This window comes from Microbacterium invictum (assembly GCF_014197265.1).
GTDB classification, from domain to species: Bacteria; Actinomycetota; Actinomycetes; order Actinomycetales; family Microbacteriaceae; genus Microbacterium; species Microbacterium invictum.
In genome coordinates, this window is the sequence record NZ_JACIFH010000001.1 from 3,236,045 (window position 1) to 3,257,530 (window position 21,486).

Here is a 21,486-nt window from a genome sequence, read left to right on the forward strand (position 1 = left end):
CGACGTAACTCCTTCGAATCGGCGTTTTGCCGCGAGCTGCGGGCGGATTCTGCCCGGTTTGACTGCAGATCGAAGGAGTTACGTCGAGGACATCCGTGTCAGGGCACCACGAGCACGCCGTTGCGGTGGTGCGGGAACCGCGCGAGGGCCTCGTCGCGCAGCGGCGCGGGCAGCAACGCGGTGGGCGCGTCCTGGTAGGCGATCGGCCGCAGAAACCGGCGGATCGCCGTGGCCCCCACTGACGTGTGCAGTGACGTGGTCGCGGGCCAAGGTCCGCCGTGCTGCTGCGACCACGTCACCGCCACCCCGGTCGGCCAGCCGGCGAACAGCACGCGGCCGGCGCGGGCCTGCAGCAGTTCGAGGGTCTCGGTCACGTCGTCTTCAGCCTCGGAGTGCAGCGTCGCAGTCAGCGACCCCGGCACGGAGGACAGCGCGAGATGCAGGTCGTCGGCGGTGTCGTAGCGCACCAGCAGCGTCACCGGGCCGAACACCTCCTCGAGCAGTGCGTCGGCGCGGTCGGCGACGGCGGCGGCGTCCGTCGCCAGCACGATCGGCCGCGCGCCGTCGGGTGTCGCAGCACCGTGGGCGACGACCTCGACGGCGGCGTCGGACACCAGGGCGTCGATGCCCGAGGGGAAGGATGCCGTGATGCGATCGGTCAGCAGCGGTCCGCCCGCGGCATCCACCACCGCAGCGGCGACCGCCTGTTCGAAGTCGGCCCCACGCGGCACGAACACCACGCCGGGCTTGGTGCAGAACTGACCGACGCCGAGGGTGAACGAGCCCACCAGGCCCGCCGCGAGCTGCGCGCCGCGCGCCGCCGCGGCGGCCGGGGTGACGACCACCGGGTTGACGCTGCCGAGCTCGCCGTAGAACGGGATCGGGTCGGGGCGCGAGGACGCGAGGTCGAACAGCGCCCGCCCGCCCGACAGCGATCCGGTGAACCCGGCGGCCCGGATCGCGGGGTGCTGCACGAGCGCTCTCCCGGCTTCGCGGCCCTCGACGAGAGCGAGGGATCCGTCCGGAGCGCCGGCGGCAGTGAGCGCCGCAGTGGCGATCTCGGCGGTGCGGCGTGCCAGCTCCGGGTGGCCCGAGTGCGCCTTGACGATGACGGGGTTTCCGGCCGCGAACGCCGAGGCCGTGTCGCCGCCGCACACCGAGAAGGCGAAGGGGAAGTTGGAGGCCGAGAACACCGCCACCGGTCCGACACCCACGAGCAGCCGGCGCAGTTCCGGACGCGGTGGTGTGGCAGACGGGTCGGCATCGTCCACGGTCAGCTCGAGATACGTGCCCTCTTCGACGACCGTGGCGAACAGCCGCAGCTGCCCGGTCGTGCGCCCGACCTCGCCGGTGAGGCGGCCGGCGCCGAGGCGGGTCTCGCGGTCGGCGATCTCGACCAGCTCGGTGGCGTGTGCGTCGAGCGCATCGGCGAGGGCGCGCAGCCAGCCGGCGCGGGTCGGGGCATCGGAGGTGCGCCAGGCCGGTGCGGCGGCGGTGGCGGCTGCGGCGAGGCGGTCGAGTTCTGCGGTGCGGGTGGTCATCGCGGGGCCTTTCGTCGTGCGGTCAGGAGAAGCTCGTGGTACGGCTCAGGCGAAGCGCATCCCGAGACCGAGGTGCGGGTTCTCGGTGAGAATGCCGCCCGCCACGGTTACCGGCGACGGGTCGCGCAACGCACCCAGCGCCCCGAACCCGGCGTCCTCGACGTCTTCGACGAGGCACTCGGCCTCGAGCGTGAGGGCGAGCTGGCCGGACAGCTCCGGCAGCAGGTGCGGGTGCAGCGCCGCTCCGTGAATGGATGCCAGGGTCGCGATCTTCTGGAACGGTGTGACCCCGCCGACCCGCACGATGTTGGGCTGCACGATCTGGGCGGCGCCGGCACGCAGGAAGTCGGCGAATCGGTGAACCGTGTGGACGTTCTCGCCGAGTGCGATGGGCACCCCGCTCGAGGTGGCGAGGCGCCGGGCGAGCTCGGCGTGCCCAGCGAGGTCGTCGGCACGCAGCGGCTCTTCGATCCAGGCGAGGTCGAATCGGGCGAGGGTGTCGATCGATCGGGTCGCCCGCTCGAGATCCCACCGCTGGTTCGCGTCGATCATGAGGGCGCGGCCCGGCCCGAGCACCTCGCGGGCCGCTGCGACTCGCTCGACATCCTCATCGAGCGACGGCTTGCCCACCTTGATCTTGACGGCGTCGAAACCGGCATCCACCCAGCGCTGCACTTGCGCGGCGAGCTCGTCGAGCGGGTAATGCAGGTTCACCCCGGAACCGTATGCCCGCACCGACGAGCGCCGTCGTCCGAGTAGATCGGAGATCGAGCCACTTGCCGCCCGCGCCGCGGCATCCCACAGCGCGAGGTCCAGGCCCGCGAGCGCGATGGTCGTCACGCCGCCGCCGCCGGCCTCGTGCAGATGCTCCCACGCCGGCTGCCACATCTCTTCGGGGTCGGCCGATCGGCCCACGGCGAACGAGGTGATGTCGTGCTGCAGCAGCGCGTGCACGGCTTCGGCGCCGATCTGCGGGGTCCACGCGAACCCCCATCCTTCGACGCCGTCGGTGCGCACCACGTGGGTCGCGATCACGCCGACGCTCGTCACATCGGCGCCCCACGGCCGCGTCAGCGGCACGCGGATCAGGCGCGTATCGAAGGCGGCGATCTTGGTCACAGCAGCGCGCGTCCCGCCTCGAGGATCTCGGCCAGCCGGCGCTCCTGGTCGGCGGTCGGGTCGACCAGCGGTGCACGCACACTGCCGACCGGCAGCCCGCCCAGTCGCAGACCCGCCTTGATGAGCGACACCCCGAACCCGGGCGTCTCATCGCGCAGCGCCACCAGCGGTGTGTAGAAGGCATCGAGGATCTCGAGTCGTCGAGCCTCGTCGCCGTCGATGTACGCGCGGTAGTACGCGTTCGCGACCTCGGGGATCATCGCGAAGGCGGCCGAGGAGTACAGCGGAATCCCGATGCCCCGGTACGCCGCCTGGGTCAGCTCGGCGGTGAGCAGTCCGTTGAACAGTGAGAAGTCGTCGCGGCCGGCAGCGGCGATCGCGCGGACGATCAGCTGCGCGGCGCCGATGTCGCCGGTGCCGTCCTTGAACCCGACGACCTTCGGGTTCTCAGCAAGGCGCCGCATCGAGCCGGGCGTGAACTGCGCGTTCGCCCGGTGATAGACGATGACGGGCAGAGTGGATGCCGCGGCCACGGTCTCGATGTACGTGACCAGGCCCTCCTGTGTGCCGCCGACGAGGTACGGCGGCAGCACCAGCAGTGCGCCCGCGCCGGCGTCGGCCGCCGATTGCGCGACCTGGCGGGCATGGCCGAGCGGGCCGCCCGCCCCGGCGACGACGGGCACCGCGCCGCTGACCGTGGTGACGGCTGTGCGGACGACGGTGCCGACCTCATCGGCGCTGAGCGCGTGGAACTCTCCGGTGCCGCAGGCGGGGAAGATGCCGCCGGGGGAATGTTCCAGCCGCGAGGAGATATGAGTGGACAGCAGGTCGGTGTCGACGCGGTCCTGCGCGTCGAACGGAGTCACTGGGAAGAACAGGATGCCGTTGAAGTTCATGCGTTCGCGTGCTTTCTGTCGGAAGGGGTGGATGCCGGGGTTGCGGCATCGCGGACGGCGGACAGGATCGCTTCGGTGACCGAACCGGCACTGGCGCCCGCGATTTCCTCCCGCCAATTGTGGGTCGGAGTCCAGCCCAGCAGGCGGCGGGCCTTCGCGTTCGAGAACGCCGACGTCGTGCCGGTGAGGACGGCCGCGACCTCGTCGGTTCCGGGGAAGAACCGGGGAACCAGTTCGTCGAGCGGCTCGCGCGCGAGCGCGTCGTCGGCGGCGACGAAGAACGTCTCGGCATTCGGGATCTCGGGGAGTGCTTCGAGCAGCCGATCGCAGAATCGTGCGACGTCGCGGGCATCGACGTAGTTGAACACCGCGGGTGCCGAGAGGGCCGGATCATCGAGTCGCTCGCGCACCGTGTGCCCCTGCTGGGTGGGTGCGCCGGCCCACTCTTCGGGGGCGACCACGTAGCAGGGGCGGAACGCCGCGAAGCGCACCACGTCGCCGGTCTGCCGCGCGTACATCCGCAGCGTCTGCTCGATCAGGAGCTTCGAGCGGGCATATGCGTTCCATGGCATGGGTTCGGTCTGCTCGTCGAGCGGAAACCGGTCGGGCACCCATCCGGTGGGTGCGCCGTAACCCAGGACCGTGGGGCTCGATGCCGCGACGATCTTCGGGATGCCGGCCGCCACGCCGCCGCCGAGCACTGAGATCGCGAGCGACGCGTTCGTGCGCATGATGACGTCTTCGGGTGCGCTGAACGGCACGGCGATCGCGGCCAGATGGATGAGCGCGTCGGGCCGGGCGTCGGCGAGGGTGCGCGCCGTGGCATCCACATCGGTCAGGTCGATCGCGACCTGCGAGACGCCCGCCAGTTCCGGGGCGTCGGAGACGGATCGGTCGAGGCTGATGAGCTCGTGCCCGGCGCCGGCCAGACCTGCGACAAGGCTGCGGCCGAGGCGACCGGCGCCGCCGGTGACGACGATGCGGCTCATACCCGCTCCCGGACCGCGGGGGTCAGTAACCGGATGCCGAGATCGGCCACCCGCACCGGCAGGCCGGTCTCGAGCGACCGGTTGCCCGCGATGCCTACTGCGACGGACTGCACGCCATCGGTCCAGTCGGCGGGCCGGGCCAGCGGGTCGTCGCCCGGACCGACGAACACGTCGGCCAGCAGCAGGGCATCGCCGCCGCCGTGACCGCCCGCGCCACCCGTGATCGGGACCTCGACGGGTGCTTCCCAATGCCGCTGCACGAGGAGGCGCTCGCTCTGCGGACGCAGCGCTCCGGCATCCATCGCCTCGGTCGCGCTCGGATCGAGCACGGGGTGGAGGCCTTCATCCACGAGCACCGCCCCGCGTTCGACCACCTCGAGCTCCGCACGCCCGGCGGTGCCGTTGACGGCGACGCGGTAGCCCTCCCAGGGGGCATGCGCGTTGAGCGAGTACGAGAGCGTCGCGCCCGAGGCGTAGTCGACGATGAGCGCGAGGTTGTCTTCGATGGTGATTCCCGGGCCGAACACGTCGCGGTCGCGCAGGTAGCCGTCATGCTGCTCGGCCTCGAGGTACAGGGACTTCAGCCGTGGATCGTCGCGCAGGTCGAGTTCGAACGGGTCGTGCGCGCCCTCGTGGGTGCCGCGGTCGGGGCGCTCGGCGAGGCCGCGGGCGGCGGCGTTCTCGGCGCCGTAGAAGCGCAGCGCGCCGCTGGCGAACACGCGCTCAGGGGTAGACCGGATCCACCAGTTGACGAGGTCGAAGTGGTGGCTCGATTTGTGCACGAGCAGGCCGCCGGAGTGCTGCTTCTCGCGGTGCCAGCGGCGGAAGTAGTCGGCGCCGTGCTTGGTGTCGAGCATCCACGAGAAGTCGATGGAGGTGACCTGGCCGATGAGCCCGTCCTGGATCACTTGCCGCAGCGCACTGTTGCGCGGGGAGTAGCGGTAGTTGAAGGTCAGCACGACCGTGCGGCCGGTGCGGGCGACGGCGTCTTCGATCGCGGCGGCGCTGGCTGCGTCGATGGTGAGGGGCTTTTCGACGACGACGTCGGCGCCCGCCTCGAGCGAGCGGACGATGAGCTCGGCGTGCAGGTCGTCGCGCGCGCAGATGATGACGCGGTCGATGCGCTCGTCGCGGATCATCGCCTCGAGGTCTTCTGGCGCCCACACCGTCGGTGCCGCCAGATCGCGGCCGGTCACCATGTCGGCGTAGACCCCGGCGCGCACCGGATTCGGCTCGCAGATCGCCGCGAGCACCGCGCGATCCGCGTACGTGCGAGTGATCGCGTCGACATATATCTGGGCGCGGTGGCCGGCGCCGACGAGGGCATAGCGGGTGTGGGTCATCACTTCTCCGACTACTCAGGAAACGTTTTCTCAGGCTAGCACGCTGCGCGGGGCGGGTGCGGGGGAGACTCGCGCGCGGTCGCTCAGGATGCCGGCGCCGGGCCGGTGCTGCCCCGCACCACGATCTCGGGCGTGAGCACGAGCGAGGTCGCCGCCGCGTCGCCGGACAGCAGCGCGCTCATCGCCGCCCACGCGCGCCGCCCGAGCTCGGCGGCCGGCACGGCGGCCGTCGTCAGCGGCGGCGACGTAAAGCGGGCGAAGGGGATGTCGTCGAAGCCGGCGATCGAGAGGTCCTCGGGCACGCGCACGCCCTGCGCGGTGACCGCCGACAGCAGTCCCATGGCGACGAGGTCGTTGAAGGCGAGGACGGCGGTGACGGATGCCGCGAGCACGGGGCCCGCGGCCTGTGCTCCGCTGTCGAAGTCGACGCCCGCCGGGAACTCGACGATCTCGAGGTCGGCATGCGCGATGCGCGCCTCTGCCTGCGCCGTCTTCCGCGCCGCGCCGGATGCGCTGCCGGGAACTCCGGACAGGAAGGCGACCCGCCGGTGTCCGAGCTCGTACAGGTGCGCGACCAGTTCGGTCATCGCCGACCGGTAGTCGGCGGCGACGGTCGGGGCTCCCGGCTGCGGCGGCCGGTTCACGATCACGGCGGGAGCGAGTGCGGGAAGCATCGCGGTCAGCTCGTCCTGACTCATGCGGGGCGCGCAGAGGATCACGCCGTCGGTGCGGCGGCGCGTCGTGGTCGCGAGCGTGGGCTCCTTCTCGACCTGCTCGGCCGAGTCGGCGATGAGCACGTGGTATCCGTCGTCATCGGCGGCACGGCTGAGCCCGCGCAGGATCGCCTGGAACGTGGGGTTCGCCAGGTCCGGGATCACCACGGCCACCGTCTGCGTGCGGCCGAGAACCAGGCTGCGGGCGAGGGGGTTCGCGGTGTATCCGAGGTCGGTCGCGACGCCGCGCACGCGCTCGGCCAGCGCCGGGTCGACCGTGGGGTTGTCGTTCATCACCCGTGACACGGTCGACAGCGAGACTCCGGCCGTGCGCGCCACATCGGTGATGGTGACCCGCGGGGACTTCTTCGCCATCCGGACTCGCTCTCGCTCACGCGCCGCGGCGCCTGGAGCCATACTATCGAGAAAGCGTTTTACGACTGGAGTTCCGGATGCCGCCCTCCGCCGCCGACCGACTGCTCAAGCAGCAGCGGCTCGCCGCCGTCTGCGGCGAGGGCCCGCCGCTGCTGCTCACCTCGCACGAGGCGCTGGCCTGGTACCTCGACGGGGTCCGCACCCACGTCTCGCTCGCCGGCCCGTCCGTGCTCGCCGTCCGCGCCGCGCTCGAAGGCGACACCCTCTTCGTCGCCGCCAACGAGGCCGACCGGCTCACCGCCGAAGAACTCCTCCCCGCCGACGCCGCGCGCATCGTGCCCGTGCCGTGGCAGACGCCGCCCGCCGTCGCCGCCGCAGCGGCCGGGCCGCACATCGCCGAGGCCGAGATCGCCGGCGCGCTGCGTGCCGCCCGCGCGAGCCTGCTGCCCGCCGAGTCCGATCGCTACCGCGCGCTCGGACGCGAGACCGCCGAGGCGATGACCGACGTCGCGGCGTTCCTGTCTCCGGCCTCCACCGAACGCGAGACCGCCGCGGCCCTCGCAGGTGCCCTGGTGGCGCGCGGCATCGACCCGCTCGTCATCCTGGTTTCCGGGTCCGGGCGGCTTGCCCACCGGCATCCACTGCCCACGACCGACCCGCTCGGGACGCGGGCCATGCTCGTCGTCTGCGGGCGCCGGCACGGGCTCATCGCCAACGCGACGAGATGGGTCGGGGATACCGGGGCCGACGACGCGCGCATCCTCGAGGTCGAGGCGGGGTTCTTCGCGGCGACCCGACCCGGCGCACGGCTCGACGAGGCTTTCGCCGCCGGCTGCGCGGCGTACGGCGCTGCGGGGTTCGAGGCCGGCGAATGGCAGAACCACCACCAGGGCGGGCCGACCGGATATGCGGGGCGCGATCCGCGCGCGACGGCTGAGGTGAGGGATGCCGTGGTCTCGCATCACGCGTTCGCCTGGAACCCCAGCGCCCCCGGCGCGAAGGTCGAAGACACCGTGCTCGTGACGGACGCCGGCATCGAGGTGCTGACGCTCGACCCGCGCTGGCCGGCTCGCACCCACGCCGGCCTGCCTCGCCCCACCGCTCGCCCGTTCGGCTGATCCCACACGCGCCGCGAGGTGGCCACGCGCGCCGCGAGGTGGCCATTCGTCCCGCGAGGTGGCCATTCGTCCCGCGAGGTGGCCATTCGTCCCGCGAGGTGGCCGCACGGGCCGCGAGGTGGCCATTCGTCCCGCGAGGTGGCCATTCGTCCCGCGAGGTGGCTACGCGCGCCGCGAGATGGCCGGCCACCTCGGCGCCGAACCGGCCACCTCGGCGCCGAACCGGCCACCTCGGCGCCCGGTGGTCTACCATGGCAGAGTGCCTCGGATAGCGCTTTCCCGCCTCCCCGACCTCATCGACGGCGATCATCCCGCGCGGTCGGTGCTGCGGCTGCTCGCGCGCCGGCCCGGTCGCATGACCGTCGCGATCCTCGCCTTCGCGATGAAGGAGATCCCGATGTGGTTCCTCCCCGTGGTCACCGCGTCGATCATCGACATCGTCGCCGGCCGCGGTCAGGTGACGGCCGTGCTGTGGTGGTTCGCGCTGGCCGCGGTCCTGCTGCTGCAGAACTACCCGAACCACATCCTGTACACCCGCAGCTTCATGACGGTCGTCCGCGACACCGGCGCCGATCTGCGCAACGCGCTCGCCGCCCGGCTGCAGAGCCTGTCGATCGGCTACCACACGAGGGTGAGCTCCTCGATCGTGCAGACCAAGGTCGTCCGTGACGTCGAGAACGTCGAGCTCATGCTCCAGCAGGTCACCCATCCGCTGCTGTCGGCCATCATGGTGATGACCGGCGCGATCGCCATGACCGCGATCGCCGTGCCGCAGTTCCTGCCCGTGTATGCGCTCGCGGTACCGATCGCCATCGGCATCCGCTACGGCATGCGCAATCGGTCGAAGACCCGCAACGAGGTGTTCCGCCGCGAGGTCGAGACCCTCTCCGCGCGCGTCGGCGAGATGGCCTCACTCATCCCCGTCACCCGCGCCCACGGCCTCGAGCAGACCGCCGTCACCCGGGTTAGCACGGGAGCGGAGGGCGTGCGGCGCGCCGGCCTGCACCTCGACATGCTCAATGGGCACGTGGCATCCATCTCCTGGGTCGCGATGCAGCTGCTCGGCGTCGGCTGCCTCGTGCTGGCCGCGGTGTTCTCGCTCACCGGCATCCTGCCCATCAGCCCCGGTGAAGTCGTACTGCTGTCGACCTATTTCACCCTGCTGACCGGTGGGCTCACCCAGCTGCTCATGCTCATCCCGGTCGGAGCCCGCGGCCTCGAATCGGTGCGCTCCATCGCCGAGGTGCTGCAGGAGCCCGACCTCGAGCAGAACGAGGGCAAGAGAGCGGTGGATGCCGTGGCCGGCACGATCATCCTCGACCACGCCTCGCATCGATATGTCGGGGCCGACGCCGACGCGCTCCACGAGATCGACCTCGCCATCCCGGCCGGAGCTACCTTCGCGTTCGTCGGCTCGTCCGGGTCGGGCAAGTCCACGCTGCTGAACCTCGTGCTCGGCTTCGTACGACCGACCGACGGACGCATCCTGCTCGACGGCGCCGACATGCAGCAGCTCGATCTGCGCACCGTCCGCCGATTCGTCTCGGTGGTGCCGCAGGAGTCGGTGCTGTTCGAGGGGTCGATCCGCGACAACATCGCGTACGGGATGCCGGATGCCACCGACGCCCGCATCGCCCAGGCGCTGCGTGACGCGAACGCATGGGACTTCGTCCAGGAGCAGCCGCAGGGCTGGGACACCGTCGTCGGGGAGCGCGGCGCTCGGCTGTCGGGCGGGCAGCGCCAGCGCCTCGCGATCGCCCGCGCGCTCGTGCGCGACCCGCGCATCCTGCTGCTGGACGAGGCCACGAGCGCCCTCGATCCCGAGTCGGAGGAGCTCGTGAAAGAGGCGCTCGGTCGCCTCATGCGCGGTCGCACCACCCTCGTCGTCGCGCACCGGCTTTCGACCGTCCGGCAGGCCGACCGCATCGTCGTGCTCGAGCACGGGCGCATCGTGGAGCAGGGCAGCCACGACGACCTGCTCGCCGCCGGCGGGCGCTACGCCAGCCTGCATCTGACCCAGGCGGGGCTCGCCTGAGCTGCCCGGCCGGCGCCCGCCCGCACTGCCCATCCGCCGCCCGCATCCACCCAGGAGTGACATGACCCACGACCGGCCGCTCATCGCCGCCATCATCGGCACCGGCGCGATCGCCCACGCTCACGCGCAGGCCATCGTCGATCTCGCCCCGCGCGTCCGGCTGGCCGCCGTGGTCGACCTCGACGCCGACCGGGCACAGGCGTTCGCCCAGCAGTTCGGAGCGGATGCCGTGTACTCGACCGCCGAGGCCCTGTTCGCGGCGGAGAGGCTCGACCTCGTTCACGTGTGCACGCCGCCGCAGACCCACGTGCCGCTCGCGATCCAGGCGCTGCGCGCCGGCGTGCCCGCGCTGGTCGAGAAGCCGACCGCGCTCAGCCTCGCCGAGATGGACGAACTCGTCGCCGTCTCCCGCGAGACCGGCGTGCCGGCGCTGACGGTGTTCCAGCATCGTTATGGCGCCGCCGCGCAGCGCCTCATCCGGCTCGTGCGCGAGGGTGTGCTCGGCCGCCCGCTCGTCGCGACCTGCGAGACGCTCTGGCATCGCACGCCCGAGTACTTCGACCTGCCCTGGCGCGGCCGCTGGGAGGTCGAGGGCGGCGGGCCGACCATGGGCCACGGCATCCACCAGTTCGATTTGCTGCTCGCCGTGCTCGGGCCCTGGTCACGACTGACCGCGTTCGCGGCACGGCAGGTGCTGCCTACCGACACCGAGGACGTCTCGATGGCGCTCGTCGAGTTCGACAGCGGGGCCCTCGCGACCGTCGTGAACTCGATCGTGTCGCCGCGCGAGAGCTCGCGGCTGCGCTTCGACTTCGAGCACGCGACCGTCGAGGTCGAGCACGTGTACGGCTACACCGACGCCGACTGGACCTTCACCCCGGCGCCGGGCCACGACGAGCTCGCCGCGCGCTGGACGGCCCAGCCCTCCGACGAGCCCAGCGGGCATCGCGGCCAGATCGCCGCGATCCTCGACGCGCTCGCCGCCGGCGAAGAGCCCGGTGTCGGTGTCGACGATGCGCGTCGCACCCTCGAGCTCGCCGCCGCGACCTACGCCTCGGCCTTCCGCGGCGCCCCGGTGCGCGCCGGTGAGATCGCCGGCGACGACCCGTTCCTGCGCTCGATGGATGGCGGCGCCGTGCCGTGGCATCCTGTCAAGACCCGCCCCGAGGAGGCCCTCGCATGACGCTCGCCGCCGGTCGCACCGACACCGAGTTCACCGTCCGCGACGGCGACGTCGAGCTGCTCAGGTACGTCTTCATGCCCGACTCGCCCGCGCTCGAATCGCCCAAGCCGTACCTCCACGCGCTCCGCACCCGCGCGGGCCGGGTGGTGAGCCTGTTCCGGCCCTGGGACCACGTCTGGCACAAGGGCATCGCGTGGTCACTGCCGGTCGTGGACGACGAGAACTTCTGGGGCGGTCCGACGTACGTGCAGGGGCAGGGGTATGTGCAGCTGCCCAACGACGGCACCCAGGCGCATCGGACGGTCGTCGCCGTCGAAGAGGGCGACGTCGCCCGGTTCGCGCACGACCTGGAGTGGATCACCGAGGACGGCCGCCGCCTGTTCACCGAGCGGCGCGAGCTGACCGCTCGTGTTATCGACGCCGGCGCGTGGGCGCTCACCTTCGCGACCGCCATGACGAACGTCACCGCCGCGCCGATCGTCCTCGGCTCTCCCACGACGAAAGGGCGGGAGAACGCCGGCTACGGCGGTCTGTTCTGGCGCGGGCCGCGATCGTTCACCGACGGCACTCTCGTGACGGCGGCCGGGACCGGGTCGGGATCGGACCTGCGCGGCCAGCGTCACGAGTGGATGGGCTTCGCCGGTCGTCACGACGAGATCGACGAGACGTCGCTGCTGGTCATGGTCGACGCGGCGACCAACCCCCACCATCCGCCGCAGTGGTTCGCGCGCTCCGAGGAGTTCGCCGCGCTCAACCCGGCGCCGTTCTTCAGCGACGAGTTCACGATCGCGCCCAGCGAGACGGCGACCTTCCGCTACGCGGTGGGGATCGCGGATGCCGGAGCCGCGGCCGCCGCAGACCTCGCGACGCGACTGCGGGAGCTCCTGTGACCGGCCTGTTCCCGGGCGGTGTCGCCGTCACCGACCTCGAGGTCTACGACTGGGAGGCGGCAGATGGATGCCGGGGCGGGTCGCCCCATCTGCACACCGCCTCGAGCGAGGGGTACGTCGTCGGCGGCGGCAGCGGTGCTGTGCAGACACTGTCGGCGGCGGGCTTCGAGGAGCACCCGCTCGTGCCCGGCGACGTCGTCTGGTTCACGCCCGGCACGGTGCACCGGCTGATCAACGGCGGCGATCTGCGCCTGCTGGTGGTCATGGCCAACGCGGGCCTGCCGGAGGCGGGGGACGCCGTGCTCACCTTCCCCGCGGATGTGCTCGACGACCCCGAGGCGTACGCCACCGCGGCGGCAGTGACGCCGGGCGACGAAGCGGCCGCCCGTGCCCGCCGCGATCTGGCGCTCGACGGCTTCGCGCAACTGCGGGCCGGGGGAGCGGACGCGCTCGCGGCCTTCCACGCCCGCGCGGTGCGGATCGTCCAGCCCCGGATCGCGGGATGGCGCGAGCTGTGGGAGTCGACCGTCGCGGCCGAGACAACGCGCGTGGGCGAGCAGCTCACCGCGCTCGCCGCCGGTGATCCGGGGCGCATGGCCACGGCATCCGTCACCCGAGCACAGCCGCGCTCGGCAGCGCGAACCCTCGGCGTGTGCGGCCGGCTGCGCACCTGGGAGTGGCCAGCCGGGTAGGAACTTCGCACCGCTGGAGGCCGACCTCGACGTCACTGATGGCCTGCCGCGGATCGTCCCCAGGGGAGACGCCGGCGCCATCGACGACGCCCTGGTCGCTGACCGCGGTCGCGCACGCGCTGACGCTGGTGACTCGCGATCGTCGTGCTCAGCGCACGTATGATGCGCTCGAGGTGCCTTATGTCTTGCAGGACCGAGGGAACGGATAGCGCTTTCCCACTGAGCGTCGTAGGGTGTCGGAAGCGTTCCATCCCGTCGAGAACTCCGAGGCTCCTGCATGACCACCACTCTCCGTACGGCGATCGTCGGCACCGGCTCTGTCGCAAATCTCCACGCTCGCGCGGTGGCGTCACACCCGCGCGCCGAGCTGGTCGGCGTCACCGACCTGGCGCGCGGCGCGGCCGATGCGTTCGCCCAGCGGCATGGCGGTCCGGCCGTCTACGACTCGCTCGACGCGCTGCTGCAGACCGAGCATCCCGACGTCGTGCTCATCTGCACGCCACCGGGGGCACACCGCGAGCAGACCCTCGCCGCGTTCGCCGCCGGCGCGCACGTGATCGTCGAGAAGCCGCCGGCGCCGTCGCTGGACGAACTGGACGAGATGAGGGATGCCGCGGCGAAAGCCGGCCGCCAGCTCGCGGTGGTGTTCCAGCAGCGCACCGGCACGGCCGCCGCGCACGTGCGGCGGCTGCTGCACGAGGGTGCGCTCGGACGGCCGCTCATCGCCGTGTGCCAGACGCTCTGGTACCGCGGCGACGACTACTTCGCGGTGCCGTGGCGCGGAAAGTGGGAGACCGAGGGCGGCGGCACGACGCTGGGCCACGGCATCCACCAGCTCGATCTGCTCGGATTCCTGCTCGGCGACTGGGCGAGTGTGCAGGGGCGGCTGTGGCGGCTCGATCGCGAGACCGAGACCGAGGACGCCTCGACGGCCACCATCACCTTCGAGAGCGGGGTGGTGGCCCAGGTGGTCACCAGTGCGATCTCGCCGCGCGAGACGAGCTCGATCCGCATCGACACGCAGAAGGCGACCGTGACCGTCGACCACCTCTACGGCCACGGCCACGAGCACTGGGCGATCACGCCCGCCCCCGGATTCGAGGACGAAGCCGACGACTGGGACCTGCCTGCCGTCGAAGAGCGCAGCGACCACGCGCTGCTGCTGCGCGACGTGTTCGACGCGCTGCTGTCCGGACGGGAGCTGCCCGAGACCGCCGATGAGCCGGCACGCTCGTTCGAGCTCGTCGCTGCCATCTACGCCTCGGCAGCCGCCGACGGCGCCGTCGTGACCCCCGCCGACCTCGCCGTACACCCCACGCACCGCTCCGGGTTCGCCAGCCCCGTGACCGACATGCGGGACGCCGACTCGTGACCCTCGCCGAGCTCTACCGCGACCCGGTCTACGACGGCGCCACCGATCCCACGGTCGTGATCGCAGACGGCCGGTGGTGGATGTTCTACACCCAGCGCCGCGCCACTCATCCCGAACCCGGGCCCGGGGTCGCCTGGGTGCACGGCAGCCGCATCGGCGTCGCGCACTCGGCCGACGGCGTCACGTGGGCCTATGCCGGCACGCTCGAGCCCGGCCCGGGCGACGACCATGCCGTCGGCGCCGCATCCGCGGCATCCATCCGCCTCTCACTCACCTCCGGAGGCCCGCCCGACCCCACCGACCGCACGCACTGGGCACCCGAGGTCATCCACGACGGCACGCGCTGGCACATGTACCTCACCGAGATCGACGGCGTCCCCGACCGCTGGCCCGGCCACGCGCGCCACATCGTCGAGTACGTCTCGGACGACCTCGCCCGCTGGTCGCGCCGAGGTCCGCTCGCCCTGTCGAGCGACCGTGTCATCGACGCCGCCGTCGCCCGCACTCCGGACGGGCTCTGGCGGCTCTGGTACAAGGATGAGGCGGCAGACAGCGTCACCAAGGTCGCGTCGTCGCCCGACCTCGCGCACTGGACCGACGGGGGCACCGCGATCGGCGGCCGCCCGCACGAGGGCCCGTACGTATTCGCGCTCGGCGGCTGGTGGTGGTTGATCGTCGACGAGTGGCGGGGGATGGGCGTCTACCGCTCCTCCGACGCCGTCACGTGGGATCGTCAGGGCGGGGTGGATGCCGTGATCCTCGGCACCGGCACCGTGCCCGGGCCGGGGTTCGGCCATCACGGCGCCGCCGTACGCGACGGCGACCGGGTGTGGTTCTACTTCTTCGGGCATCCGGCGCTCGCCGTCGAACCCGACCCGGCGCACGAGAGGGTCGACGACCGGCGCTGCGCGATCTACCGCGTCGAGCTGCGCGTCGACGCGGACGCGCTCACCGTCGCGGGGTGACGGCCACGCCCGGCTCACTCCCCGCGTGATCGCCCGCTGCGCTGGTCGCGCGCTGCGCTGGTCGCGCGCTGCGCTGGTCGTCCGCTGCGCTGGTCGCCCGTCGCGCCTGTTTCCGGCATCCGCTCTGCTTCTTTCAGGCGCGGATGCCGGGAATTGGCGCCGCGGCGTGGTGGCGGTGGTGCGAACGGGCGCGGATGCCGGGAATTGGCGCCGCGGCGTGGTGGCGGTGGTGCGAACGGGCGCGGATGCCGGGAACTGGCGCACTTGGAGGCCGCCGCTGCCAGGAACAGGTTCGAATGCGCGTGACCCGCCAGGTCATGGCCGTCGGCGTCACGCCGGCGCCGCCCGCGACATGGGGCAGACTGATACCGGTAACAGGTCACGATCCGGAAAAGTCGGAAAGCGTTTGCCTTGGATGCTTGCATAACGTTTCAACGCGTAGTACCGTAACCGGCAAGCGCTTTCCCGATGATCCCACCTCCGGCTCATGGAATCGCGCCCACACACGCACCACACGGACAATGAACGTTCGCCGAGCATGAGAACGCGGATGTTCGCAGAGAGGACAAGGATGTTCAGCAAGAAGCGGTCACTGGCCGTCGCCGCCGTCGCGGCGGTCGCCGCTCTTACCCTCGCCGGTTGCACCGGTGGCGGTGACGAGCCCGCGGGCACGTACGACCCCGAGGAAGAGGTCACTCTCGACCTCGCGTTCTGGGGCAACGACGTGCGCGCCGATCTGTACAACCAGGTCATCGAGGCCTTCAACGAGGAGTACCCCAACATCACGGTGAACTCGTCGTTCCTGGACTTCCCCGCGTTCTGGGAGAAGCGCCAGACCGAGGCGGCCGGCAAGAACCTGCCCGACGTCATGCAGTTCGACTACTCCTACCTGCGCCAGTACGCCGAGAACGGCCTGCTGCTCGACCTCGATCCGTTCCTGGGCGGCATCATCGAGACCGAGCCGCTCGCCGACAACATCCTGTCGATCGGCGTCGTGGCAGACACCACCTACGCGATCCCGACCTCGACCAACGCCTGGGGCCTGTTCACCAACCCGACGCTACTCGAGCGCGTGGGCGTCGAGGACTTCGCGGGCGGTTCGTGGGACGACTACACGGACTGGATGGAAGAGGTCACCGATGCGGGAGCGGGAGAGATCTGGGGCGGTGGCGACTACACCGGCCGCATCCAGAACTTCGAGCTGCAGCTGCGCTCGGAGGGTTCGTACCTGTTCAGCGATGACGCCGAGCCCGGCTTCGACGAGGCGCGTCTGACCGCGTTCTGGGACGAGGGCCAGCGCATCCGCGACGGCATCTCCATCCCCCAGCAGACCGTGGAGGAGCTGCTGCCTCTCGGCGGGTTCGACTCGGCCCTGACGGCGAGCGAGCTCACGTGGGACAACTTCGGCGCGGGCTACCTCGGCAACCTCGGCGAGGACTACCCCGAGCTGAGCCTGCTCGCTCCGCCGGTCACGGTCGAAGGCACCAAGGACATGTACCTCAAGCCCTCGATGCTGCACGCGATCGCTGCGAACACCGAGCACCCCGAGGCTGCCGCCACGCTGGTGAACTTCCTCATCAACTCGCCGCAGTCCGGTGAGATCTTCGGCACCAACCGTGGCCTGCCCGCCTCGTCGACCGCCCTTGAAGCCGCTGACCTCGACCCGCTGAGCGAGCAGATCCGCGCCCACGAAGAGGCCGTCGCCGACCGTCTCGGCGACGCCCCGCCCGTGCCGATCGTCGGTTACGGCACGCTCGAGGAGAAGTTCCGTCAGCTCGGCGTCGAACTCAACTTCGGCACGATCACCGTTGACGAAGCCGTCTCGCAGTTCTTCACGGAGATGGACGTCGTCCTGAACGGATGACAGATTCCGGGGGCTCGGGCCGCACGGTCCGGGCCCCCGGATCCACACACTCCCCTCATCACATCAGGAGTATTCGTGAGCACTACCGCGACGAGAGTCATCGTCACCGGCGACGACCGGCGACGGCCGCTGCTGCGCCGCCGCCGCCCCGAAGACGTGGACCGGCCCGGGCAGCGCGCCCGTCAGCGCAAGGAGACCTTCGCCGGGTACGGGTTCCTCGTGCCGTGGCTGATCGGGTTCTTCGGTCTGACGATCATCCCCATGTTCTACTCGCTGTACCTGTCGTTCACGCGGTACAACATCTTCCAGCCGCCCAAGTGGATCGGCTTCGACAACTACGTGCGGCTGTTCACGAACGACCCGCAGTTCATCCAGTCCGCGCAGATCACGCTGATCTACGTGCTGGTGGGCACCCCGATCACCCTGCTGGCCGCGCTGCTGGTGGCGATGCTCCTGAACTACCGCGACAAGGGTGCCGGCTTCTTCCGGTCGGCGTTCTATGCCCCGAGCCTCATCGGCGGATCGGTGTCGGTCGCCATCGTCTGGCGCGCGATGTTCGCCACCGACGGCCCCGTCGACAACTCCCTGAACTTCTTCGGCATCGATCTCGGCGGATGGATCGGCAACCCGGCCCTCGTGCTGCCGGCGATGATCGTCCTGTCGGTGTGGCAGTTCGGTGCCACGATGGTGATCTTCCTCGCCGGCCTCAAGCAGATCCCGAAGGAGCTGTACGAGGCGGCCGAGATGGACGGCGCGAACGCCTGGCACCGGTTCCGCGCGGTGACCGTCCCGATGCTGTCGCCGGTCATCTTCTTCAACCTGCTGCTGGGCCTGATCGGCGCGTTCCAGGTGTTCGCGTCCGCGTACATCATCTCCAACGGCTCCGGCGGTCCGGCCGGCATGACCAACTTCATCACCCTGTACCTCTACAAGCGCGGCTTCGCCGACGGGCAGATGGGCTACGCCGCCGCAATCGCCTGGGTGCTGCTGGTGGTCGTCGCCATCATCGCCTTCGTCCTCTTCCGCACTCAACGGTCCTGGGTGCACTACTCGGGAGACAACCGATGAGCACTTCCAACGCCGCCACGACCTCGGGCGCCGCCTCGACGCCGGTCTTCGCCCTCCAGCAGGCCACTGCGGCCGGCCCGCCGGCCCGTCGCCGACCCGTCAAGCGCAAGACCTGGCAGACCATCATCTGGTTCGTCGCCCTGCTCGCGCTGACTGCGATCGTGCTGTACCCGTTGATCTGGCTGCTCTTCTCGACGTTCAAGCCGAACAGCGAGTTCGGGCAGAACCCCGGCCTGGTGCCCGATGCCCCCACGTTCGACAACTACGTCAAGGTGATGGAGGGCATCGCCGGCGTGCCGATGTGGCGGTTCTTCGGGAACTCGCTCGTGCTGGCCGTCCTCGCCGTCATCGGCACCGTGTTCTCCAGCGCGCTGGCCGCTTATGCGTTCGCGCGGGTGCAGTTCAAGGGTCTCGGGATCCTGTTCGCCGCGATGATCGGGACGCTGCTGCTCCCGTTCCACGTCGTGATCATCCCGCAGTACATCATCTTCAACAACCTGGGACTGGTCGACACGTTCTGGCCGCTCGTGCTGCCGAAATTCCTCGCCACCGAGGCGTTCTTCGTGTTCCTGCTCGTCCAGTTCATGCGGCAGATGCCCCGCGACATGGACGAAGCGGCCCGCATCGACGGCGCCGGGCACGTCCGCATCTTCTGGGCGATCATCCTCCCGCTGATCAAGCCGGCGCTGATCACCTGCGCGATCTTCAGCTTCATCTGGTCGTGGAACGACTTCCTCGGGCCCCTGCTCTACCTCACGAGCCCCGAGAACTACCCGCTGCCGATCGCGCTGCGCCTCTACAACGACCAGACCTCCTCGAGCGACTACGGCGCCACCGTCACGGCGAGCTTCATCGCCCTGCTCCCGGTGCTGCTGTTCTTCCTCGTCTTCCAGCGGTTCCTCGTCGACGGGGTGGCGACGCAGGGACTGAAGGGCTGACCATGTCGCTGATGATGGATGCCGCCGCCTCCACCGGCCGCTCGGGTCGCACCCGTCGCGCGGAGCGCGCAGCCCGCCGAGCCGAGCTGTCGGGCAGCGGACCGACGCGCGAGGAGGTCGCGCCCGCACGCTTCCCCGGTGCCCGCGCGAAGTTCGCGCTGTTCGGCGAGGTGCTGCTGACCGGCCTTCTGGTCACCCTCGCCGGCATCCTCGTGATCACCCTGCCCGCGGCGCTGGCCGCCGGCATCCGTCACCTGCGCCGGTTCATCGCTGCGGAGGACTCGCGGGTCGGTCTGTTCTGGACCGATGTGGCGCGCGCCGTGCTGCCGGGCCTCGCGGTCGGCGCCGGCGCGGTCGTGCTCGCGCTGATCCTGCTGCTCGACATCGACGTGGCCCGCTCGGGGTTCCTCCCCGGAGGTGCCGTGATCGAGGTCGTCGGCTGGGCGGGTCTGGGCGCGCTCGCGCTTGCCCTGCTGATCGCGGCGGGCGCGTGGACGCCCGAGGCCGGCTGGCGCGGCGCGCTGCGCGCGGTGCCCGGCCTCGTCCGCGCTGACCTCCCCGGTGCCCTCTATGTCGTGGCGACCGCGGTGTTCGTGGGCGTCGTGACCTGGGCGCTGCCGCCGCTGTTCATCCCGGCGATCGGGTGCGCCGCCCTCGCGGTCGTCGCCATCCCGGAGCGTCGCCGCGGCCGCTGACCGGCGAGGCCGCCCCGCGCCCCACGCACGCCGCCCACCGGCATCCCTCATCCACACCGGCATCCACCTCCAGAACGGACGACAATGACCGACGCTTCCGCACGCATCGATCCGCGCAACGAGATCGCCGACATCGACCGGCGCGTGTTCGGCGGCTTCGTCGAGCACCTCGGCCGCCACATCTACGACGGCATCCACGAGCCGGCGCACGAGACGGCCGATGCCGACGGATTCCGCACCGATGTCATCGAACTGGTCAAGGAACTCGGCGTCTCGACGATCCGCTACCCCGGCGGCAACTTCGTGTCGGGTTACCGCTGGGAAGACGGCATCGGACCGGCCGATCGGCGACCCCGTCGCCTCGACCTGGCCTGGCACTCCACGGAGACCAACGAGGTCGGGCTGCACGAGTTCCAGAACTGGCTCGACAAGGTCGGCAGCGACCTCATGCTCGCGGTCAACCTCGGCACCCGCGGCACGCAGGAGGCACTCGACCTGCTCGAGTACGCGAACACGACGGCCGACACCGACTGGACCCGGCAGCGCGCCGTCAACGGGCGCGACGAGCCGTTCGGCGTGAAGATGTGGTGCTTGGGCAACGAGATGGACGGCTGGTGGCAGCTCGGTCACCGCAACGCCGGCGACTACGGCGCGCTCGCCTCTCGCACCGCGAAGGCCATGCGTATGCTCGACCCGGGCGTCGAGCTCGTCGTCTGCGGGTCGTCCGGGAGCGGCATGCCCACCTTCGGCGCGTGGGAGCGCACGGTGCTGGAGCACACGTTCGACGACGTCGAGTTCATCTCGTGCCACTCCTATTACCAGGAGCAGGGCAGCGACGCGCAGGAGTTCCTCGCCTCGGGCGTCGACATGGCGCGCTTCATCGAGTCGGTCGTGGCGATCGCCGACGCCGTCGCGGCGACGAAGAAGAGCGACAAGCGCATCATGATCTCGTTCGACGAGTGGAACGTCTGGTACCTCCACAACGAGGACGGCACGCAGTCGGGCGAAGAGCTCAAGGACAAGGGGTGGCCTGTCGCGCCGCGCCTGCTCGAAGACCAGTACCATGCGCTCGATGCGGTCGTGTTCGGCGATCTGCTGATCACCCTGCTGCAACACGCCGACCGGGTGCGATCGGCGTCGCTCGCGCAACTGGTCAACGTCATCGCGCCGATCATGACCGAGCCCGGCGGGCCGGCGTGGAAGCAGACCACGTTCTTCCCGTTCTCGCTCACCTCTCGCCTGGCGGGGGAGCGCGCCGTGCGCGTGCCCGTCGATTGCGGCACGTTCACCAGCTCTCGGTTCGGCGAGGTGGCGGCTGTGAACGCGGTTGCGACCCTCGACGATGACGGGCTCTCGCTGTTCGTCGTGAACCGATCGACAGTGGATGCCGCGGATCTGCGCCTCGACCTGTCTCAGGTCGCCGGGGCGTTCGGCCGCGATCTGACGGTCGTCGAGTCGCACCTGCTGCACGACGACGACCTGTACGCCGCGAACACGCTCGAGGACCCGGAGCGCGTGGGCGTGCGCCCGGCGGGCGCCACCGCGGTCGACGGGACGCTGACGCTCACGCTGCCGGCCGTCTCGTGGGCCGCCGTCCGGCTGGCGTGACGGAGATGTGGGGAAGCGCTTGCGGAAAGCGTCTTCCGGTGTCATGATGAATCAATTGGAAAGCGCTTACCGCTAGTGATGG

At 70.8% G+C, this 21,486-nt stretch carries 18 protein-coding genes; 12 read left to right on the top strand and 6 right to left on the bottom strand.

Annotated features, from left to right (window positions below; all coding sequences use genetic code 11):
• Positions 1–98: 98 nt before the first annotated feature.
• From BKA10_RS14965 to BKA10_RS14990, 6 genes are all read right to left on the bottom strand, one after another.
• Entirely contained in the window at positions 99–1,541 is a 1,443-nt protein-coding gene (locus tag BKA10_RS14965) for an aldehyde dehydrogenase (NADP(+)) (RefSeq protein ID WP_183500699.1), read from the bottom strand.
• 45 nt (positions 1,542–1,586) lie between these two features.
• Positions 1,587–2,660: an enolase C-terminal domain-like protein gene (locus tag BKA10_RS14970; RefSeq protein WP_248199196.1), complete on the bottom strand. Its 1,074-nt coding sequence runs from the start codon at positions 2,658–2,660 to the stop codon at positions 1,587–1,589.
• Positions 2,657–3,556 carry a 5-dehydro-4-deoxyglucarate dehydratase gene (locus BKA10_RS14975; protein ID WP_183500700.1) on the bottom strand — a complete coding sequence of 300 codons (900 nt, stop codon included), beginning with the start codon at positions 3,554–3,556 and terminating at the stop codon, positions 2,657–2,659. The genes BKA10_RS14970 and BKA10_RS14975 overlap by 4 nt, the downstream gene beginning before the upstream one ends.
• Complete coding sequence (locus BKA10_RS14980; RefSeq protein WP_183500701.1) at positions 3,553–4,545, bottom strand: NAD-dependent epimerase/dehydratase family protein; 993 nt, start codon at positions 4,543–4,545, stop codon at positions 3,553–3,555. The genes BKA10_RS14975 and BKA10_RS14980 overlap by 4 nt, the downstream gene beginning before the upstream one ends.
• Positions 4,542–5,888 carry a Gfo/Idh/MocA family protein gene (locus BKA10_RS14985; protein ID WP_183500702.1) on the bottom strand — a complete coding sequence of 449 codons (1,347 nt, stop codon included), beginning with the start codon at positions 5,886–5,888 and terminating at the stop codon, positions 4,542–4,544. Before BKA10_RS14985 ends, BKA10_RS14980 begins: the two co-directional genes overlap by 4 nt.
• A gap of 83 nt (positions 5,889–5,971) precedes the next feature.
• Entirely contained in the window at positions 5,972–6,976 is a 1,005-nt protein-coding gene (locus BKA10_RS14990; RefSeq protein WP_183500703.1) for a LacI family DNA-binding transcriptional regulator, read from the bottom strand.
• A gap of 152 nt (positions 6,977–7,128) precedes the next feature.
• Between BKA10_RS14990 and BKA10_RS14995 the strand changes: the two genes are divergently transcribed.
• The 12 genes from BKA10_RS14995 to arfA all read left to right on the top strand — a co-directional run bounded on the left by BKA10_RS14995 (position 7,129) and on the right by arfA (position 21,404).
• Positions 7,129–8,094: a M24 family metallopeptidase gene (locus BKA10_RS14995; protein WP_183501240.1), complete on the top strand. Its 966-nt coding sequence runs from the start codon at positions 7,129–7,131 to the stop codon at positions 8,092–8,094.
• A gap of 259 nt (positions 8,095–8,353) precedes the next feature.
• Positions 8,354–10,129 (top strand): ATP-binding cassette domain-containing protein, encoded by a 1,776-nt coding sequence (locus BKA10_RS15000; protein WP_248199193.1) that lies wholly within the window; start codon positions 8,354–8,356, stop codon positions 10,127–10,129.
• A 61-nt stretch (positions 10,130–10,190) separates the two neighbouring features.
• Entirely contained in the window at positions 10,191–11,312 is a 1,122-nt protein-coding gene (locus BKA10_RS15005; protein WP_183500705.1) for a Gfo/Idh/MocA family protein, read from the top strand.
• Positions 11,309–12,202: a DUF6807 domain-containing protein gene (locus tag BKA10_RS15010; protein WP_183500706.1), complete on the top strand. Its 894-nt coding sequence runs from the start codon at positions 11,309–11,311 to the stop codon at positions 12,200–12,202. Before BKA10_RS15005 ends, BKA10_RS15010 begins: the two co-directional genes overlap by 4 nt.
• On the top strand, positions 12,199–12,894 hold the full coding sequence (locus BKA10_RS15015; RefSeq protein ID WP_183500707.1) for a cupin domain-containing protein: 696 nt from the start codon (positions 12,199–12,201) through the stop codon (positions 12,892–12,894). Before BKA10_RS15010 ends, BKA10_RS15015 begins: the two co-directional genes overlap by 4 nt.
• A gap of 277 nt (positions 12,895–13,171) precedes the next feature.
• Positions 13,172–14,266, top strand: a complete 1,095-nt coding sequence (locus BKA10_RS15020) for a Gfo/Idh/MocA family protein (protein ID WP_183500708.1) — start codon at positions 13,172–13,174, stop codon at positions 14,264–14,266.
• Positions 14,263–15,231 (top strand): family 43 glycosylhydrolase, encoded by a 969-nt coding sequence (locus BKA10_RS15025; RefSeq protein ID WP_183500709.1) that lies wholly within the window; start codon positions 14,263–14,265, stop codon positions 15,229–15,231. The genes BKA10_RS15020 and BKA10_RS15025 overlap by 4 nt, the downstream gene beginning before the upstream one ends.
• A 571-nt stretch (positions 15,232–15,802) precedes the next feature.
• Entirely contained in the window at positions 15,803–17,095 is a 1,293-nt protein-coding gene (locus BKA10_RS15030) for an ABC transporter substrate-binding protein (protein WP_183500710.1), read from the top strand.
• A 75-nt stretch (positions 17,096–17,170) separates the two neighbouring features.
• Positions 17,171–18,163: an ABC transporter permease subunit gene (locus BKA10_RS15035; protein ID WP_183500711.1), complete on the top strand. Its 993-nt coding sequence runs from the start codon at positions 17,171–17,173 to the stop codon at positions 18,161–18,163.
• A complete protein-coding gene (locus BKA10_RS15040) occupies positions 18,160–19,101 on the top strand; it encodes a carbohydrate ABC transporter permease (RefSeq protein WP_183500712.1) in 942 nt (313 codons plus the stop codon). Before BKA10_RS15035 ends, BKA10_RS15040 begins: the two co-directional genes overlap by 4 nt.
• Positions 19,102–19,103: 2 nt before the next feature.
• Positions 19,104–19,796 (top strand): hypothetical protein, encoded by a 693-nt coding sequence (locus BKA10_RS15045; RefSeq protein ID WP_241740013.1) that lies wholly within the window; start codon positions 19,104–19,106, stop codon positions 19,794–19,796.
• Positions 19,797–19,880: 84 nt separating this feature from the next.
• The gene (gene arfA / locus BKA10_RS15050) at positions 19,881–21,404 is read left to right on the top strand and encodes an arabinosylfuranosidase ArfA (protein ID WP_183500713.1); all 1,524 of its coding nucleotides are present in this window, start codon (positions 19,881–19,883) and stop codon (positions 21,402–21,404) included.
• The last annotated feature ends 82 nt before the right edge of the window (positions 21,405–21,486 follow it).

Excerpts from the sequence above, each read along its gene's own strand:
- BKA10_RS14965 (WP_183500699.1), bottom strand. The coding sequence starts at position 1,541 with ATGACCACCCGCACCGCAGAACTCGACCGCCTCGCCGCAGCCGCCACC.
- BKA10_RS14975 (WP_183500700.1), bottom strand. The coding sequence starts at position 3,556 with ATGAACTTCAACGGCATCCTGTTCTTCCCAGTGACTCCGTTCGACGCG.
- BKA10_RS14980 (WP_183500701.1), bottom strand. The coding sequence starts at position 4,545 with ATGAGCCGCATCGTCGTCACCGGCGGCGCCGGTCGCCTCGGCCGCAGC.
- BKA10_RS14985 (WP_183500702.1), bottom strand. The coding sequence starts at position 5,888 with ATGACCCACACCCGCTATGCCCTCGTCGGCGCCGGCCACCGCGCCCAG.
- BKA10_RS14990 (WP_183500703.1), bottom strand. The coding sequence starts at position 6,976 with ATGGCGAAGAAGTCCCCGCGGGTCACCATCACCGATGTGGCGCGCACG.
- BKA10_RS15005 (WP_183500705.1), top strand. The coding sequence starts at position 10,191 with ATGACCCACGACCGGCCGCTCATCGCCGCCATCATCGGCACCGGCGCG.
- BKA10_RS15010 (WP_183500706.1), top strand. The coding sequence starts at position 11,309 with ATGACGCTCGCCGCCGGTCGCACCGACACCGAGTTCACCGTCCGCGAC.
- BKA10_RS15020 (WP_183500708.1), top strand. The coding sequence starts at position 13,172 with ATGACCACCACTCTCCGTACGGCGATCGTCGGCACCGGCTCTGTCGCA.
- BKA10_RS15030 (WP_183500710.1), top strand. The coding sequence starts at position 15,803 with ATGTTCAGCAAGAAGCGGTCACTGGCCGTCGCCGCCGTCGCGGCGGTC.
- BKA10_RS15040 (WP_183500712.1), top strand. The coding sequence starts at position 18,160 with ATGAGCACTTCCAACGCCGCCACGACCTCGGGCGCCGCCTCGACGCCG.
- BKA10_RS15045 (WP_241740013.1), top strand. The coding sequence starts at position 19,104 with ATGTCGCTGATGATGGATGCCGCCGCCTCCACCGGCCGCTCGGGTCGC.
- arfA (WP_183500713.1), top strand. The coding sequence starts at position 19,881 with ATGACCGACGCTTCCGCACGCATCGATCCGCGCAACGAGATCGCCGAC.